16 protein-coding genes and 1 pseudogene are annotated in these 17,853 nt (G+C 63.5%); 5 read left to right on the top strand and 12 right to left on the bottom strand.

What is annotated here, in order from left to right:
* Positions 1-121 precede the first annotated feature (121 nt).
* From FBQ73_RS00180 to FBQ73_RS00165, 4 genes are all read left to right on the top strand, one after another.
* Complete coding sequence (locus FBQ73_RS00180) at positions 122-2,626, top strand: heavy metal translocating P-type ATPase (protein ID WP_138397513.1); 2,505 nt, start codon at positions 122-124, stop codon at positions 2,624-2,626.
* A 58-nt stretch (positions 2,627-2,684) separates the two neighbouring features.
* Entirely contained in the window at positions 2,685-3,161 is a 477-nt protein-coding gene (locus FBQ73_RS00175; protein ID WP_246089487.1) for a hypothetical protein, read from the top strand.
* A gap of 443 nt (positions 3,162-3,604) precedes the next feature.
* Positions 3,605-4,429, top strand: coding sequence for an IS5 family transposase (locus tag FBQ73_RS00170; RefSeq protein WP_138397663.1), 825 nt, complete (start codon positions 3,605-3,607; stop codon positions 4,427-4,429).
* A gap of 222 nt (positions 4,430-4,651) precedes the next feature.
* Entirely contained in the window at positions 4,652-5,632 is a 981-nt protein-coding gene (locus FBQ73_RS00165) for a LysR family transcriptional regulator (RefSeq protein WP_246089486.1), read from the top strand.
* Here the strand turns inward: FBQ73_RS00165 and FBQ73_RS00160 are convergent.
* From FBQ73_RS00160 to FBQ73_RS00105, 12 genes and pseudogenes are all read right to left on the bottom strand, one after another.
* Positions 5,520-5,804, bottom strand: a complete 285-nt coding sequence (locus tag FBQ73_RS00160; protein ID WP_138397510.1) for a DUF2274 domain-containing protein — start codon at positions 5,802-5,804, stop codon at positions 5,520-5,522. The two genes, FBQ73_RS00165 and FBQ73_RS00160, sit on opposite strands and share 113 nt — an antisense overlap.
* A gap of 1 nt (position 5,805) precedes the next feature.
* Positions 5,806-7,050 (bottom strand): TrbI/VirB10 family protein, encoded by a 1,245-nt coding sequence (locus FBQ73_RS00155; protein ID WP_138397509.1) that lies wholly within the window; start codon positions 7,048-7,050, stop codon positions 5,806-5,808.
* Positions 7,047-8,099: a P-type conjugative transfer protein TrbG gene (gene trbG, locus FBQ73_RS00150; protein ID WP_138397508.1), complete on the bottom strand. Its 1,053-nt coding sequence runs from the start codon at positions 8,097-8,099 to the stop codon at positions 7,047-7,049. The genes FBQ73_RS00155 and trbG overlap by 4 nt, the downstream gene beginning before the upstream one ends.
* On the bottom strand, positions 8,096-8,785 hold the full coding sequence (gene trbF, locus FBQ73_RS00145) for a conjugal transfer protein TrbF (protein ID WP_138397507.1): 690 nt from the start codon (positions 8,783-8,785) through the stop codon (positions 8,096-8,098). Before trbF ends, trbG begins: the two co-directional genes overlap by 4 nt.
* Complete coding sequence (gene trbL / locus FBQ73_RS00140; protein ID WP_138397506.1) at positions 8,782-10,071, bottom strand: P-type conjugative transfer protein TrbL; 1,290 nt, start codon at positions 10,069-10,071, stop codon at positions 8,782-8,784. Before trbL ends, trbF begins: the two co-directional genes overlap by 4 nt.
* A complete protein-coding gene (gene trbK-alt, locus FBQ73_RS00135; RefSeq protein WP_012115966.1) occupies positions 10,068-10,331 on the bottom strand; it encodes a putative entry exclusion protein TrbK-alt in 264 nt (87 codons plus the stop codon). Before trbK-alt ends, trbL begins: the two co-directional genes overlap by 4 nt.
* A 9-nt stretch (positions 10,332-10,340) precedes the next feature.
* Positions 10,341-11,063, bottom strand: coding sequence for a P-type conjugative transfer protein TrbJ (gene trbJ, locus FBQ73_RS00130; RefSeq protein WP_138397662.1), 723 nt, complete (start codon positions 11,061-11,063; stop codon positions 10,341-10,343).
* Positions 11,064-11,071: 8 nt separating this feature from the next.
* A complete protein-coding gene (gene trbE / locus FBQ73_RS00125) occupies positions 11,072-13,510 on the bottom strand; it encodes a conjugal transfer protein TrbE (protein WP_138397505.1) in 2,439 nt (812 codons plus the stop codon).
* 12 nt (positions 13,511-13,522) lie between these two features.
* Positions 13,523-13,795 carry a VirB3 family type IV secretion system protein gene (locus FBQ73_RS00120; RefSeq protein ID WP_138397504.1) on the bottom strand — a complete coding sequence of 91 codons (273 nt, stop codon included), beginning with the start codon at positions 13,793-13,795 and terminating at the stop codon, positions 13,523-13,525.
* On the bottom strand, positions 13,795-14,094 hold the full coding sequence (locus FBQ73_RS00115; RefSeq protein ID WP_041577517.1) for a TrbC/VirB2 family protein: 300 nt from the start codon (positions 14,092-14,094) through the stop codon (positions 13,795-13,797). The genes FBQ73_RS00120 and FBQ73_RS00115 overlap by 1 nt, the downstream gene beginning before the upstream one ends.
* A 29-nt stretch (positions 14,095-14,123) precedes the next feature.
* Positions 14,124-15,110 carry a P-type conjugative transfer ATPase TrbB gene (trbB, locus tag FBQ73_RS00110; RefSeq protein WP_138397503.1) on the bottom strand — a complete coding sequence of 329 codons (987 nt, stop codon included), beginning with the start codon at positions 15,108-15,110 and terminating at the stop codon, positions 14,124-14,126.
* 338 nt (positions 15,111-15,448) lie between these two features.
* Positions 15,449-16,824, bottom strand: a pseudogene (locus FBQ73_RS00105) (transposase).
* A 259-nt stretch (positions 16,825-17,083) separates the two neighbouring features.
* Here FBQ73_RS00105 and FBQ73_RS22990 point away from each other — a divergent pair.
* Entirely contained in the window at positions 17,084-17,851 is a 768-nt protein-coding gene (locus FBQ73_RS22990; RefSeq protein ID WP_246089485.1) for a DEAD/DEAH box helicase family protein, read from the top strand.
* Positions 17,852-17,853 lie beyond the last annotated feature (2 nt).

The following is a 17,853-nucleotide window of genomic DNA, read 5'->3' as shown; positions in this document are numbered from 1 at the left end:
CACACCATGCGGATCTCCCCGAGAAAAAGACACGATCTGGGAGGTCTTACGAAATGTTTCAACTCAACGGCCATCAGCCAATTATGCGATTTAGATTCTAAATGCAGCGGAGTCTAGGTGGATGACCGAGATGCTTCGACTAAACATTCCGATCCTGCTCCCAGACGTAGCCGATGCGGCCGACGCCTGTGTGGATAGGCTGATTTCCGAGCTGCGCGGACGCGAGGGCATCGAGTATGTGCATGTCGCCGCCGGCGAGCCGGCCCAGCTTTGCGTTCACTACGATGTGGCCGTCATAGCTTTGCCCCGAATCCGGGAGTTGGCACGGAGTGCCGGCGCGCGCATCACCGAACAGTTCGGTCACGCGACGTGGCAGGTGGAAGGGATCACCCACGAACGGCGCGCGCGCACCATTGCTAAGTGCTTGCGCGCGCTTCCTGGTGTGCTGGAGGCGGAAGCCAGCGCTTCCGGTGTCGTGCATGTCGAATTCGACCGCCAAGCGACAACAGAGGATGAGGCCCGGAAGGCCCTCTTTCAAAGGGGTGTTTTCGCGGCGGGGGGCGCTGCCGCGCTGCGGCCAGATAGGCGGGATCCTAACGACGCCGATGATAATGGGTCAGCCAAGCATGCGCATGCCGAGTCAGAGCATACGGAAGGAGAGGGGGAGCACGATCATGCCCATGGCAGGATCCTCGGACCGAACACCGAGCTGATCTTCTCTCTTACTTGCGGCGCGCTGCTGGTCGTCGGCTTTGCCATCGAGAAGCTATTACCGGCCGCGCCCGGCTGGCTGCCTATCGTTTGTTTCGTTGGAGCATATTTCTTTGGCGGCTTCTACACGGTCCGCGAAGCGATAGACAATCTGCGCCTGCGCAAGTTCGAGATCGATACGCTGATGCTGGTGGCGGCTGCGGGCGCGGCATCGCTTGGCGCATGGGCGGAAGGCGCGCTGCTGCTCTTCCTGTTCAGCCTAGGCCACGCATTGGAACACTATGCCATGGGCCGCGCCAAGCAAGCGATCGAGGCCCTGGCCAAGCTCGCTCCACGCACGGCCACGGTGCGCCGCGCTGATGGCACCTTGGAGGTTCCCGTGGAGGAACTTGTCATCGGCGACGTGGTGCTGGTCCGCCCCAACGAGCGTCTACCTGCCGACGGCTTCCTGGTGAAGGGATCCTCCGCCATCGATCAGGCTCCTGTCACCGGCGAGAGTATCCCGGTGGACAAGCGCCCGGTTGACGACGTTGCTGAGGCACGGGCGCGGCCCGACACGGTTGGCTCTGCCTCGCGGGTCTTTGCGGGAACAATCAACGGTGCCGGCGCCATTGAGGTGGAGGCGACGCGCTTGTCGAGCGACACGGCGCTGGCAAAGGTCGTGAAAATGGTGAGCGAGGCGGAAACGCAGAAATCACCGACCCAGCGGTTCACTGAGACGTTCGAACGTATCTTCGTGCCCGTGGTACTGGCGCTCGCGATCCTCCTTCTGTTCGCCTGGGTGGTGGTGGACGAGCCATTCAGCTCAAGCTTCTATCGCGCCATGGCGGTACTGGTCGCCGCAAGCCCGTGCGCTTTAGCCATCGCTACACCGAGCGCGGTGTTGTCAGGCGTCGCGCGAGCGGCACGTGGCGGCGTGCTGGTGAAGGGCGGCGCGCCACTGGAGAATCTGGGCTCGCTGAGCGCTATCGCATTCGACAAGACGGGAACGCTGACGGAGGGCAAACCGCGTATCACCGACGTCTTGCCGGCCGACGGGGTTCCGGAACATGAGCTCCTCTCAGTAGCGGTTGCGGTAGAGGCGCTCAGCGATCACCCGCTAGCCGCCGCAATCGTTCGCGACGGGCGAGCCCGGCTGGGAGGACGAGAAATAGAGGAGGCGACTGAACTCAAAAGCCTCACCGGGCGAGGCGTGGTCGCTACATTTGCCGGGCAGCCGGTCTGGCTCGGGAAGGCCGAGATGTTTGGGCAAGACGGCATTACCCAGCTGAATCCAGCTGTGAAGGCGTCGATCGCGAAGCTGCGGGACGCCGGGCGCACTACGATGGCTGTGCGGATTGGTGAGCGAGATCTCGGAGCCATCGGCCTTATGGACACTCCGCGGGCTGCCGCTCGCGACGCGCTCAAGCGGCTGCGCGATCTTGGCATCACTCGGATGCTCATGATCTCGGGCGATCACCAGAAGGTGGCCGACGCCATCGCCAAAGATTTAGGACTAGACGAAGCTTGGGGCGACCTGCTCCCCGAGGACAAAGTTGCGGCGATTCAAAAGCTGAGGAAGGAAGCCAAGGTTGCGATGGTCGGCGATGGGGTCAATGATGCGCCGGCCATGGCGAACGCCACGGTCGGCATCGCTATGGGAGCCGCGGGTTCCGATGTGGCGCTAGAGACCGCAGACGTCGCACTCATGGCGGATGACCTGCGACATTTGCCGTTCGCGGTCGGACTAAGCCGCCGCACGCGCTTCATCATCCTTCAGAACGTGTTCATAAGCTTGGGTGTGGTGGCGTTGCTGGTTCCGGCGACGATATTTGGCCTCGGCATCGGCCCGGCCGTGGCGGCGCACGAGGGGTCCACGCTGGTGGTAGTGTTCAATGCACTACGTTTGCTTGGCTACCGCGATGGGCAGGCATGACGTGATAGTGAATGTAGAATCGCAACCTATCAAAAACAGCTCGGTGCGGGAATATGACATGAAGAAAACGTCAATTGCAATATTTGCTTGGATTATAATTTGTGTGTCTTTTACAGACTCTGCCTTTTCAGAGGTTGAGCAGTCAACTAATTCTACTATTACCGATTTGAGAGGGCAAGCCGTTAGTCATTTGAAGTTTATGTATGGTATGTATTTCGCGATTAGGGGATGTTTAGAAGCATATAATGATCAATCGGAACCTAATTTCAAGCCGACAGTTACTTTATCCGAGGCGCAGCAGGTTCTGCGTGCGGCGGATGCTGCTGCTAGATCAGTCGGCATCGATGTTGACAAGGCATGGCTTGAAATGAGCTCCATTGGACAAGCAGCGGGAGAAGCGCTTAAAATTAAGACAGACGATAATTTTAAAAAATGTCAACAAAGTGGAATGTTTTTCCGCACAGTTACATCTCGCCTTCAGATGACAATTCGTAAATTAGATGGAACTATTCCTATAATAAGAAAGGATTTTTGATATGTATAATTCTTCATAAATAACATAAATTTATCTGATTTGTTGAAATATATAGCTAATTTTAGTGATAACAAATTCGACTTTGCGCAGCAGATGGCACAAATCACGGTTCCTAAATTGTCATTCCTATGTCGTTTATATTATCAAAAATTATACTATCAATTTCTATCTAACATTTCATAAGTGTGGCATGAAATTTGAGGCGGGCGATGTGAATCCAGCTTAATGGTGACAATTTCGTCGCTTGGAATAGCGGAAGAAGGTCGTTGGGCGCGAACAGACAACGAGCTTACTTAGAAGGAGACTTTCATTAGCATGGTTTGGTCTAAATCATCTATTCTATGAAATGGCCGCGCCCTCTCTCGATCTAATCTCTAAGAGCCTGTTTGGAAAATGAGGGGATTGGGATTCCCTGTGCGGACTGGACGTGCTTCACACTTTGGATGTGGACACGAGAGCAGCGCAGCCGGATGGCCAGGATCGCCCGCAAGACGAAGCGTTATCCCTCTGATCTGACGGACGAGGAATGGGAGCGGATTGCGCCACTGATGCCGGAACCCGGCCGCCGAGGCCGGCCCCGGGAAGTCGAGTTTCGCGAAGTCATCAACGCGGTACGCTATCTGGTGCGGTCGGGCTGTGGCTGGCGGATGCTGCCGGTGCATTTCGGCCATTGGCGAACCGTTTATGGCTGGTTCCGGGAACTGGCGCGTCGGTTCCTGTTCCAGACCAATCACGATGTCGAACTGATGCTGGACCGCGAGCAGGCCGGGCGCGAGGCGAGCCCTACGGCGGCCGTGATCGACAGCCAGTCGGTGAAGGCGCCCCATGCCGGAACAAGGGGTTACGATGCCGGCAAGAAGGTCGTCGGACGCAAGCGCCACATCGCCGTGGACACGGACGGCCGGCTGCTCATGGTCAATCTGAGCACGGCTGACATTTCCGACAGCGCCGGAGCGCAGATGATCCTCGACGCCATCCGCAAACGCTGGCCGTGGGTGAAGCATCTGTTCGCAGATGGCGCCTATGACCGCCTCGGACTCATGGACAAGGCGGCCTATCTCGACTTCGTGCTTCAGGTCATCCGTCGCCGGGATGGGATGAAAGGCTTTGAGGTCCTCCCACGGCGCTGGGTCGTTGAGCGCACGTTCGGATGGATGATCCGCTGGCGCCGCCTGGTCCGAGATTACGAACGCCGCATCGACGTCTCAACCGCTATGATCCATGTCGCAATGGGCGGAATCCTCATCCGGCGAAACGCTCATCCATAATTTCCAAACAGGCTCTAATGTCCAAGTTACTGATGGTAAAATATCTCAAAAATATGATGTATTATGTAAAAGTTCTGCATTAATGTACGTTATAATCCGACGATATAATTTTAATATTGCGCATACTTGCACATAAAATACAAACATTTGATGCGTAATATTTGTGATATCATGTAATTCATACTGAATTATATGCCGTTATTGAAATGGAGAACGTTTCCAATGTCGAATAACAGTACGGAAATTGAAATCCGCTACCTCAAATATTTAATCGCTGCCTCCGAATATGGGAGCTTTCGGAAGGCAGCAGCGGCACTCGGGGTGCAGGAGTCCTCCGTCAGTCGGCGGATCCGGGACATCGAGGATCAGGTCGGGGCCTCCCTGTTCTTGCGACACCCCGGGGGGATCAACCTGACCATAGCCGGACAACGCTTCCTGCATCGGGTCCGCCATGCGTTGGACCACATTCGCGACGCGGCGGCGGAGGTGGCCGCCATTGGTCGTGCCGAGGACGGATACGTCAAAGTGGGACTATTTTCTTCACTTTCATCGGGTTTTTTGTCGGACTTATTTCGAGAATATGACGCAAAATATGGATCTGTTCATATCGATTTCGTCGACGGCGAAGCACACGACCACATCAACTCCATTCGGAAATTTCAGCTTGATATTGCTTTTGTCATCGGATTGGGCGATTGGCCGGAATGCGATACAACTTATCTTTGGTCGGAACAGGTTCTTGTGGCATTGCCCGAAGGCCATCCGCTTTCCACCGAGGACGCGTTGACATGGCGAGATCTCAGTTCTGAAAAAATTCTTATCCGAGACACTGCGGCTGGGATGAGAATCCAAGACTATGTCATTCGCAAAATCCGGGAAGTCGAATGCGAGCCCCGTGTCGAGGCTCAGCGGGTTGGGCGATATAAGCTTCTCAATCTCGTCGCGTCCGGCCGCGGAATAACGTTGGTCATAGAATCCGAAAATTTGGTCAAGGTCCCCGGCGTTATCTATCGTTCTCTGCGCGGCGAGGTGCTCCAGTTCTATGCTGCATGGTCGCCGAAAAACGACAATCCCGCGTTTCGGACATTGCTCAGCCTTGCTCGATCGATGGCTCGCTCTTCAGCACCCCAGACGTCATCCCCCGTGCAGGATCTGGATGGGGTGCTTGCCGAGCCTTCGCGAAAACGCGATCTGTCGCGATGAAGCGCTCCAGCATGGGCGCGATCAGCCTGACGGGATCGGTGATCGGATTCCCCGTCTCGCCACCGAGCACCTGCGCATAGGCGACAAGATCGCGGTGCAGCTTCGCTGGCAGTTCCACGGTCACCTTCACCGGCTTGTCGTCGAGGATCTCGCTGAGCTTCAGCTTCGGCATTTCAACCTCCATAGGATTCAAGAACGAGGTCGCGCGTGACGATGATCCGCACCGGGAATCCCGGCCGGATCGTGAGGGTCGGCGCAATGTTGAGCTGGCGCTGGACGAGCTGCCGGCCGGTCTGGCTGATGCTGTCGGATGCGCCTTCCCGCAAAGCACTCACGAGGTCGCTATCGCTGCCGGACGTTCCTGCGCTCGCCCCGACGCTGAGGATGGTCGAGAGCACCGCCGCCTTGAACAGCTCGCCCCAATGGTAGTCGATGCCATCCTCAAGGCCAGCGTAGCCTTCCGCGTCGGCTCCGGTCTGGCGCTCCAGCACGATGGACCGGCCATTGGGGAAGATCAGGCGGTTCCAGACGAGGAGCACCCGGCGCTGCCCGAAGCCGACGCCATTGTCATACTGGCCAATGATGCGGGTGCCCTGGGGGATCAGGAGGATCCGCCCGGTTGGGCTATCGTGGACATTCTCGGTCACCTGGGCGGTGATCTGGCCCGGCAGGTCCGAGCGGATGCCGGTGATCAGCGCCGCGGGGATGACGGCGCCGGCCTGCAGGATGTTGGCGGAGGCAGGAGCCGCCACGCGGTCGGGCGACACGGTGCGCCGGTCCACGGCCTGGCTCAGGAAGGCAAGCTGGCGCTCCTGGGCCGTCGGCGTCGCCGCCTGCGGCGCAAGGCCGAGGCTGGTGAGATCGGCGGCCGGCGCCGCTGACGCTGAAGTGACTCCCGCCTGCTGGGTCACCGCCGGGCTTGCGGGCCGCGTGTTGGTCTGAGCGAACAGCCGTCCGGTCCGGGCGTCTTCGCTTTCCCGCTGCTGGCGTTGCTCCTCGGGGCTCAAGGCGGGATTTGGCATGCCTCCCATTGTCGGCACCGTCGGCTGCACTGCCGTCTGCGCATTGAGGATCGGCCGGCCGAGGTCGCCCGGCAGCGGCGGCCCCAGCTTGGGGATGCCTGTGTAATCCTTCGGCAGGCCGGCGAGCCCGTCCGGCGTCGCCTTGACGTCGGTGGCGTAGAGCTCCTGGCCGGGGCCGTGGTCTTTCCGCACCTGGAGGGCGTAGATCAGCGCCCCGCCGACCCCGAGGCCGGCAACGAGCCCCAGCCCGGCCAATACCTTTCGGGACAGGCGGGTCACCCGCGGCGGCTCCGGCCGCAGCCGCATGGCCGCCCTGGCTTCTCCCGTCAGCGGTCGGGCGCCGTCATCGCCGCTCAGCTCCGGCCCTGTCTCCTTCCCGGGTTCGATGCCGCTCATAGGACCGGCCTCCCGTCGGTGCGGGAGATGCGCACGCGCTTCTGGTCCTTGTCGGCGCCGAAGCGCAGCTCCGCCGCGGCGAACAGCCGGTCGACGATCATATAGGTGCCGCGCACGCGATAGTTCACGAGCTCGGAGGTGCCGCCCTGCGGACCGACGACGAACAGCGGAGGCATTTCGCCCTGGGCGATGCCGCTGGGAAACTCGATGAAGACCTGCTGCCCATCATCGAAGGCCCGCAACGGCCGCCACGGCACTCGGTCGCCGCTCACCTCGTAACGGAAGTTCACCTTTGTCAGGTCAATGCCGGTGGCGACGGGCCGCACCGCCTGCGCCTCGGTGTTCTGGCGCCGCAGGGCGATGAGCTGGTCCTGCGGGTACTGCCAGGTGACCGAGGCCATGTAGGTCTTCTCGGTGGAGCGCAGCTCCATGTGATAGGTGCGCAGATTGGTGTTGATGACGAGATTGGTTATGAGGTCCGGCCGCGTGGGCTTCACCAGGATGTGGATTTGCTTGGCCGCGCCCGCTCCGCTCTCGGTGTCGCCGATGATCCAGCGCACCGTGTCGCCGGCGGCAACCGGCCCTGTGCCCACCAATTGCTCGCCGGGCTGCAAGGCGATGTCGGTCACCTGCCCCGGCGCGGCATAGACCTGATAGAGGGCGCCCTCCACGAAGGGATAGACCTGCATGGAGTTGATGAAGCCGTTGCGCACCGGCTGCACGCGGGCGGCGGCATTGGCCTGGTTCACCCGGGCCGCAGGATCGGTGATTTCGGGCTCGGCCTTGCCGTCCTTGCCCACCGGCTTCAGCTGGCCGGGCAGCGGCAAGGGCTTCGGCAGCTCAACGATGCGCACCGGCCCCGGCGGCTCAGCCTTGAAGACGGCGGGCGGGGCATCGTCATATTCGATCTCCGGGGGCTTCTCGAAGGTGGCGCAGCCCGCCAGGGCCGATGTGCAAAGCAGGAGAAGCGGCAAGCCGGACTTCCGGAAAGACGGAAAGGAGAGGACGCGGAAAGCCGGCCTCCCGGATGTGTGGATGGCAGGCATCATTGTGCGAGTTCCTTCGACCAGTTGATGGCGTTGACGTAGATCCCCAGCGGATTGGCCCGGAGCCGATCCGCATCCCGCGGCGCCTGCACCACGACGGTGAGGATGGCGCTCCAGCGGGAGGTGTCGGCGAGGCTGCCGTCCTGGAAGCGGCGCTCGGTCCAGGCGATGCGGAAGGAGTCCGGCGAGGCCCGGATCACGCTGGAGACCTCCACCGCCACCTGCTGCTTGCCGACCCGGGCGAAAGGATCATTGGCGCGGGCATAGTCGTTGAGGGCGATTGCTCCGGCCTGCGTCGTGTAGGCGTAGGCCCTGAGCCAGTTCTGGCGGACGATCACGGGATCGGCAGAGATGCTGCGGACCTCTTCAATGAAGCGGGCGAGGTGGAAGGCGATCTGGGGATCGGAGGGGCGATAGTCCGAGGCGGCCGGCGCGACCGCCTGCGCCTGACCGAGCTTGTCCACCTGAACCACCCACGGAACCACCGAGCCGCTCAGGGCCTGCCACGCCAGGGCGCAGGAGACGCCTGCCGAGAGGGCGAGGCCGCCGAATGCCATGAGACGCCAGTTCTTCGCCTGGACACGGGCGGAGCCGATGCGGTCATCCCAGACCTGGGCTGCGCGCTGATACGGCGTCTCAGGCTCGGGGGAGAGGCCGTAATGGACCGAGGGGCGCTTGAAGGGGGTCATGGGCGATCGCTTTCGGAGAGGGAGATGGACGACCCGCCGCCATGGCTGTCGCCGGATCGGACCGCATGGGTCGCGGTCTGGATGCCGTGGGCGACCTGCTGGGAGCGGCGCATGCGCCGGGCCCAATCGGGGGCATCGCCGGAGGAGGCTGGGTTGCTCGACGGGGCTGGGCCGGAGCTGCTGGCCGCCGCTTCGCCTGATGTGTCGGCCGAGCGCTGCAGAGGAGAGGTGGCCGCCGCTGCCCCGGCGCGTGCGACACCACCAAGCCCACCGGCGACGCCGGACATGCCCGACTGGCCAGCAGCTCCGGCGCTGTAGGCAGATGCTGCACCGCCTGCGAGACCCGCTCCGGCGCGAGCGGCGGCCGCTGTTCCGGAGATCGCGGCCCCGGCTCCGCGCGCAGCAAGGCCTGCCGCGCCGGCGCCCGCGAACGCCATGCCGCCGGCGGCAAGGCCCGTACCCACGGCGGCTCCGGCGCCGAGCTGCGGCGCGCCCGTGATCAGTCCCGTGGCGATTCCCGGCCCGAAGATGCCGAGCCCGAGGAGCGCGAGCGCGGCCAGCACTGCGGCTAGCGCCTGGCTGATGGTGGGCTGGGCATCGCCATAGGAGGTGGTGAACTGGGAGAAGAGCCCCGAGCCGATGCCGACGATGACAGCGAGCACCATCACCTTCACGCCCGACGCCACGATGTTGCCGAGCACCTTCTCGGCGAGGAAGGCGGTCTTGCCGAAGAAGGCGAAGGGGAGGAGGACGAAGCCGGCGAGCGTCGTCAGCTTGAACTCGATGAGGGTGACGAAGAGCTGCACCGCCAGGATGAAGAAGGCGATCAGGATCAGCAGCCATGAAACGAGGAGCACGGCGATCTGCACGGCATTGACGAAGATCGCCACCGGCCCGGTGAGCTGGCTTGCGGCGTCGAGCAGCGGCTGGGCGGCGGTGAGCCCCACTTCCGCAAGTCGCCCCGGCCGCAGGAATTCCGCCGTGCTGATGGCGGAGCCGCCGGCCTTGAGGCCGAGCCCGGCGAAGCTCTCGAACACGATCTTCGAGAGCGAGTTGAAGTTGCCGATGATCCAGGCGAAGAAGCCGATGGCGAGGGTTTTGCGCACCAGCCGGCGCATCACGTCCTCGTCGGCGCCCCAGGCCCAGAACAGGCCGGCGAGCGTGATGTCGAGTGCGATCAGGATGGAGGAGAGGCCCATCACCTCGCCCTTGATCAGGCCGAAGCCGGAATCGATGTAGCTGGTGAAGGTGTTGAGGAAGGTGTCGATGACGCCCACGTCGTTCATGGCGTTGCTCCTTCCACGGGCTTGCCGAAGAAGCGGCGGCGGTTCGCCTCCCAGAGCGCGGCGCAGCGCGGATCGATGGGATTGGCCATCTCCAGCGTGGCGCAGCTCTTGAGGTCGGCCGAGGAGACGTTCCCTGCCTTCACGCTGCTGATAGTGACAGTCGGCTCGTGAGGCCTGCCTGAGGCGATGGCGAGGGCTGCGATCACCGCGCCCACAAGGCCGGCGACGACGAGGGTCCTGAGTGCAGTGCCCTGATCCATGGCCGCCCCTCAATTGCCGCGGAACATGGTGACGGCGGAGGACTGGTAGCTCGACCGGGTGGAGAAGCGCCGGTAGTGCTCCTGCCCCTCAGACACCGCCGTGGCACGCTCAGCTTCGGACAGCGCCTGCGCCCGGCCATTGGCCGCCACCACCGCGGTCAGGTCGGAGAGCTGCTGCGCCTGGAGCGCCTGGAGCTGGTTCCCTGCCTGCATGGCCTGCAACGCGCCGGTCGCCGCCTGGCTCTGGCCGACCAGTGTTGAGGCCTGGGTCCGGCCAATGTCGAGATTGCCGACGACGCCCGCCTGCACCCGCAGCGCATCCTGAAGACCGGCGACCGTGGTCTCCCAGCGGGTCTTAGCCTGGGTGACAAGAGCAGCGTCCGAGGTGCTCAGGGAAACCGAGCCGTACTGACCTTGGAACGCCCGGTCGATGGCGCCGACGTCATAAGCGATCTTCTGCGCCTGCCCGAGCAACTGCTGGGTCTGCTGGGTGGATTGCTGGAGCGCGCTGAGGGAGGAATACGGCAGGCTTGCGAGGTTGCGGGCCTGGTTGATCAGCATCTGTGCTTCATTCTGAAGCGAGGTGATCTGGTTGGTGACCTGCTGCAAGGCCCGCGCCGCCTGGAGGACGTTCTGGGCATAGTTGGAGGGGTCAAAGACCACGGCCTGTGCCGCGGCCGGCGCGAGAGGGCACATGAGGAGCGGCGCAGCGACGAGCGCCGCCCGCAGCATCAGGCGGATCACGAGCGTGTCTCCAGAAGGTCGAGGGTGGGGATGAGGTCGGCGGCCCAGCCGAGGCCCCGATGCCGTAGCCAGGCGGCGAGGAAACCATCGCGCCCATGCTCGGCGAGGATCAGCGAGAGCGCAGCCTGATCGGTCTTTGACCCGGCGGCGCACAAGGCGAGCGCCACCTGCGACAGCCCGAGCTCGAACAGGCGGTTGCCGCGTCGGGACTGGCAGTAATAGTCCCGCTTCGGGGTGGCCCGTGCGAGGATCTCGATCTGCCGGTCGTTGAGGCCGAAGCGCCGGTAGATGGCGGTGATCTGGGGCTCCACCGCCCGCTCGTTGGGGAGCAGCAGCCGCGTCTGGCAGCTCTCGATGATGGCCGGGGCGATGGCCGAGCCGTCGATATCGGAGAGGGACTGCGTGGCGAAGACGACGCTGGCGTTCTTCTTGCGCAGGGTCTTGAGCCACTCGCGGAGCTGGCCGGCGAAGCCCTGGTCATCGAGGGCTAGCCAGCCTTCGTCGATGATGATGAGGCTGGGCGAGCCGTCGAGCCGATCCTCGATGCGGTGGAAGAGATAGGAGAGCACGGCCGGCGCTGCGCTGGTGCCGATGAGCCCTTCTGTCTCGAAGGCCTGGACGGACGGCTGTCCCAGGTGCTCTGCCTCGGCATCGAGCAGCCGGCCATGGGCTCCACCGATACAATAAGGACGCAGCGCCTGTTTGAGATCGTTGGACTGGAGCAGGACGGCGAGGCCGGTGAGGGTCCGTTCCTCGACGGGAGCGGAGGCGAGGGAGGTGAGGGTCGACCAGATGTGCTCCTTCACCTCCGGGGCGATGGAAACGCCCTCGCGGGAGAGGATCGCCGTGATCCAGTCGGCGGCCCATGAGCGTTCGGCGAGATCATCCACACGGGAAAGAGGTTGGAGCGCGACGCTGTCCTCGCTCCCATCGGACAGGCTTCCGCCGAGGTCGTGCCAGTCGCCGCCCATGGCGAGGGCGGCCGCCCGGATGCTGCCGCCGAAGTCGAAAGCAAACACCTGGGATCCAGCGTAGCGCCGGAACTGCAATGCCATCAGCGCCAGCAGCACCGACTTGCCGGCGCCCGTCGGCCCGACCACGAGGGTGTGGCCCACATCGCCAACGTGGAGGGAAAAGCGGAACGGGGTCGCCCCCTCGGTCTTGCCGTAGAACAGCGGCGGCCCGCTGAAATGCGCGTCCTGTGCCTCGCCCGCCCAGACCGCCGACAGCGGGATCATATGGGCGAGGTTGAGGGTGGAAATGGGCGGTTGGCGGACATTGGCGTAGACGTGCCCCGGCAGGCTGCCGAGCCAGGCATCCACCGCATTGATCGTCTCGACCATGGCCGTGAAGTCCCGGCCCTGGATCACCTTCTCCACCAGCCGGAGCTTCTCGTCAGCGATGCGGGGATCAGAATCCCAGACGGTCACCGTGGCGGTGACATAGGCGATGCCGGCATGGTCGGCGCCCAGCTCCTGTAGCGCGAGGTCGGCGTCCGAGGCCTTGTTCGCGGCGTCCGAGTCCACCAGCACCGAGGCCTCGTTGGTCATCACCTCCTTGAGGATGGCGGCGATGGACTTGCGCTTGGCGAACCACTGCCGGCGGATCCTGGTGAGGAGCCGGGTGGCGTCGGTCTTGTCGAGCAGGATGGCGCGGGTCGACCACCGATAGGGAAAGGCCAGCCGGTTGAGATCGTCGAGGATCCCCGGCGTCGTCGCCGTGGGAAAGCCCACGATGGTGAGCACGCGCAGGTGCTGGTCCCCGAGCATGGGCTCCAGTCCGCCGGTGAGCGGCTGATCGGCCAGGAGCGCGTCGAGATACATGGGCGTCTCGGGAACACGGACCCGCTGGCGCTTGGTCGAGACGCAACCGTGCAGATAGGTCAGGGTCTCGGCATCGTCGAGCCAGCGGCACTCGGGCATGAAGGCTTCGACGAGCCGCAGGACCCGATCTGTGCGATCGATGAACCCGCCCAGAGCCTCATGCGGATCGAGCCGTTTCCGCTGGCTGCCCTCATAGAGCCAGCTCTCGGCCCGCGCGGCATCCTCCGCCGGCGGGAGCCAGGTGAAAGTCAGGAAATAGCTGGATTCGAAGTGGCTGCCGGCCTCCTCGAAGTCGGCCTTGCGCTCGGCTTCGACCAGCGCGGAGGCGGGATCGGGGAAGACACTCGCAGGAAAGGTACCCGCCGCATGCCGCTGGGCCTCCACAAAAAGTGACCAGCCGGAGCCGAGGCGGCGAAAGGCACTGTTGAGGCGCCCCGCCACCGCCACCAGCTCGGCCGGCACCGCGGAATCGAGGTCCGGCCCACGGAAGCGTGCCGTCCGCTGGAAGCTGCCATCCTTGTTGAGGACGACGCCAGAGCCGACCAGCGCCGCCCAGGGCAGGTAGTCGGCGAGCCGGCTGGCGCGACGCCGGTATTCTGCGAGGTTCATCATGGTGTGCCTCACTCAAACCGACAGATGACCGGGGATGCGCAGATGCCGGCGCACCACATCGACGAAGAGCGGATCGCGCTTGGCGGCCCAGACGGCGGCGAGATGGCCGACGGCCCAAAGGGCGAGGCCGACAAGCCAGAGCCTCAGCCCCAGCCCGATGGCGCCGGCGAGGGTGCCGTTGAAGATCGCGATCGCCCGCGGCGCGCCGCCGAGCAGGATCGGCTCGCTCAAGGCCCGATGGACCGGGACGGAGAAGCCCGGCACCCCGCCAATATCGCCCGGCATCAGACCAGCGCTCCGCCGCTGAAGGAGAAGAAGGAGAGGAAGAAGCTCGAAGCGGCGAAGGCGATGGAGAGGCCGAACACGATCTGGATCAGCCGCCGGAATCCGCCAGAGGTGTCGCCGAAGGCGAGCGCGAGGCCGGTGGAGATAATGACGATCACCGCGATGATCTTGGCGACTGGCCCCTGGATCGAATCCAGGATCGACTGCAGCGGCGTCTCCCAGGGCATGGAGGAGCCGGAGGCGTGGGCCGCGGAGACAACACACACGCAGGCGGTGGCACCGGCCACGGCCTGCAGCAATCGGCGGTAGAATGGAGGGAGCGTGAAAGTCACAGGGAGGTTCCTTCTTCGGATGGAGCGGTGATGGGGATGACGCGGTAGTCGCCGTCGGGCCCGAGACCTTCGACGTGAGAGAGCTCGGAAAGGCGGCGCGCGGAGCCGCGGCCCGACAGCACGGCGATGAGGTCGATGGTCTCGGCGATCAGGGCCCGAGGTACGGTGACGACAGCTTCCTGGATGAGTTGCTCTAGCCGCCGCAGGGCGCCCATGGCGCTGCCGGCGTGAATGGTGCCGATGCCCCCGGGGTGCCCTGTGCCCCAGGCCTTCAGGAGGTCGAGGGCTTCGGCACCTCGTACCTCGCCGATCGGGATGCGATCCGGGCGCAGGCGCAGGGATGAGCGGACGAGGTCCGAGAGCGACGCGACGCCGTCCTTGGTGCGCATCGCCACAAGGTTGGGGGCGGCGCACTGGAGCTCCCGCGTGTCCTCGATGAGGACGACGCGATCGGAGGTCTTGGCCACCTCGGCGAGGAGCGCATTGGTGAGCGTGGTCTTGCCGGTGGAGGTGCCACCGGCCACCAGGATGTTGGCGCGGGAGGCAATGCCTTGGCGCAGGGCTTCGGCTTGCGGCGCCGACATGATGCCGGCGATCACATAGTCGTCGAGCGTGAACACCCCGACTGCCGGCTTGCGGATGGCGAAGGTCGGAGCTGTGACGACAGGCGGGAGCAATCCCTCGAAGCGCTCCCCGGTCCCGGGAAGCTCAGCGGAAAGCCGCGGCGCGCCGGCGTGGACCTCGGCGCCGATGTGGTGCGCAACGAGGCGGACGATGCGCTCACCATCTGTTGCGGCCAATCGCTCGCCTGTATCGCAAAGCCCTTCGGACAGCCGGTCAACCCACAGGCGCCCGTCCGGATTGAGCATGACCTCGACGACGGCCGGGTCTTCGAGAAGGCGGGCGATCATCGGGCCGAGCGCTGTGCGCAGCATGCGCACGCTGCGCGTCAGACCTTCCGAACTGTGAGGTGAAGCCGCCATCTCATCCCCTGCGCTTATCTGGGACGACGCAGACGCGCCCCGGACGGGGATGATTAAAAGAGCCGGAAATTAGGAGGATGCAACAAGCCAATGCGGGCGTCGCGGTCTGGCGTGCAGATACTTGAGAACGGCGGGGTGCTGCTATTGTACCTGAGGAGCGAGGAGGCTCGGAGCGGAAGACATCGCAGACGACGAGAGCGCAGGCTGTCGCTGTTTGCGCCTAATGGGCATTCACGGGGAGCGGTTCAAATAGTGGAAATGACCGATTCCGTTGAAAAACCCTCTGCCGGCGGCGTGGCGAAATCGGTCTTTTTGGCACGTTGAACGAGCTTCTCTCCTCAGGTCGCAGCCGTTCGTGCTCCACGCGGCATGAGCTTGGCGAGCTTCCGGAGGTTCTGGGCTGTGGCGGCGAGGTGGAACTCGTCCTGGGCGCCGTTCGGGCCCCGCAGGCGAAGCCGGTCGAGCTTCAGGATGCGCTTGAGGTGGGCGAACAGCATCTCCACCTTCTTGCGCTGCCGCCGTGACGTGACGTAGGCCTCGGTGGCGGCGATGTCCCGCGCCATATCGCGGGCCCCTTCATGGATCGACCGCAAGACCTTGCGTAGCGGTTCGGCTGGGCAACACTGCGATTTCAACGCGCAAGCACCGCAGTCGGACTTGGCCGCGCGGTAGCGTATGAAGCCGTGTGGATCGACGCTGTCGCGGGTCACACTGAAGCGGCGACGATACCGGCGCAGTTCCTTCCCGCCCGGACAGGTGTAGAGGTCCCGATCATGATCGTAGGCGAAGTCTGCGCGGCTGAAGGTGCCGTCGCGGCGCACCGACTTGTCGAACACCGGGATGTGCGGTTCGATGCCATGTTCATGCACGAGCCAGGCGAGCATCTCGGCGGAGCCATAGGCGCTGTCGCCCATCAGCCGCGCTGGATAGAGGTCGAAGCGCTCCATCGACCGCTCGATCATGCGTTTCGCCGCCAGGACCTCGGCCTGCCGGATCGCCGTGGTGGCCTCCACGTCAACGATGATCGCGTTCTCCACATTGATTAGATAGTTGGTGGAATAGGCGAAGAAGGCCTGGCCGCCATGTGCGCCGGTCCAGCGGGCGGCCGGATCGGCCGGCGAGAGAAACTTCGGGGTGACCTCGGTGGCTGCGCCGAAGGCCGCATCGTCGAGGACGGCGAGATATTCCTCAACCGCGCGGCCGGCCGCCTCGGGCGACAGCCCGGCTTTGCCATCGACACCCTTCTGCCGGCTGGCCTCGGCCTTGATCAGGCTGGCATCGACGGCGAAGCCTTCCCCGCCGATCAGCCCCTCAGCGATGCAACGCTGCAGCACCGTCTCGAACAGGTGCCGCAACAGGTTGCTGTCGCGGAAGCGGCCGTGCCGGTTCTTGGAGAAGGTGGAGTGGTCCGGCACGCGGCCGTCGAGGCCGAGCCGACAGAACCATCGATAGGCCAGGTTGAGGTGGACCTCCTCGCACAGCCGCCGTTCCAGCGGATGCCGAAGCAATAGCCGACAAGCAGCATCCGGATCATCAGTTCGGGGTCGATCGAGGGCCGACCGGTCTCGCTGTAGAAAGGCTTGAGGTGCGCCCGGATGCCGTCGAGGTCGACGAACCTGTCGATGGCGCGCACGAGGTGGCCGGCAGGAACGTGGCGTTCGAGGCTGAACTCGTAGAACAGCGCCTCCTGCGCCCCCGTCCGCTCGCCCATCATCGGCCTGCCCTCCATCCATGAGGACAACTGAATCAGGACTTCGAGCCCGCAGCAACACCGACTTTTTCAACGGAATCGACCCATAGGCGACTTTCAGGGAGTCCACTTTCGGGCACCAGCCCGGCTCGGTCCCCCGCCGGCCAGCATCGATTTTTCAACTGCCTGTGAACAGTCAGCTCGGGGGGGCCTGCGCCACACTGGCGCGACCTAGCCCCGCAGCGCATGATCTCGGATCCTAGGTCGATTCTGAGGTCCGGGTGTGTTCGATATCGAGAAGTTCAAGGACGAGGCAAAGCTGAAAGACCGCTACGCCAAACAGCTGCACCGCCTGAAACTTACCGGGGTGCAAACCGACTGCGTCGAGAGCGCGGTCGAGGCTGCCATCGCCAAGATGACGACCGCCAAGACCTCGGCATTGGTTATCTATGGCGAGCCGCAGAGCGGAAAGACTGAGATGATGATCTGCCTAACGGCCAAGCTGCTGGATCAGGGCCACAAGGTCATCGTCCACCTGATGAACGACAGTGTCGATCTGCTGTCGCAGAACTTACGGCGCTTCAAGACCTCCGGTCTGGCGCCCGCGCCGCGCACCGCCACCGAGTTGCAGCAAACGGGGAAAGACCAAACACCCGAGGAACTGATCGTCTTCTGCAAGAAAAACGGCCGTGACCTGGAGAAGCTGATTACCCGCCTGTCGGGGGGCGGCCCAATCGTGGTGATCGACGACGAGGCCGACTACGCAACGCCAAACTCCAAGGTCAATCAGGGCATCAAAACGCCGATTAACGACCTGGTGGGCCAGTTGATCGGGGGAAACGGCTACTACATCGGCGTCACGGCCACGCCGGCGCGGCTGGACCTTAACAATACATTCCAAAACTGTACCGAACAGTGGGTGAACTTCCCACCGCATGGAAAGTACACCGGTCAGGACACCTTTTTCCCGCTCAACAAGCAGCCTCTCTATCGCTTGACATGCCTGTCACAGGGCGGCAATTCGCAGGAGGCTCGGGATGCCTTGGTCTGATT

The organism is Xanthobacter autotrophicus (genome assembly GCF_005871085.1).
Classification (GTDB): domain Bacteria; phylum Pseudomonadota; class Alphaproteobacteria; order Rhizobiales; family Xanthobacteraceae; genus Xanthobacter; species Xanthobacter autotrophicus.
This window is presented reverse-complemented; position numbering and strand designations above follow the sequence as displayed.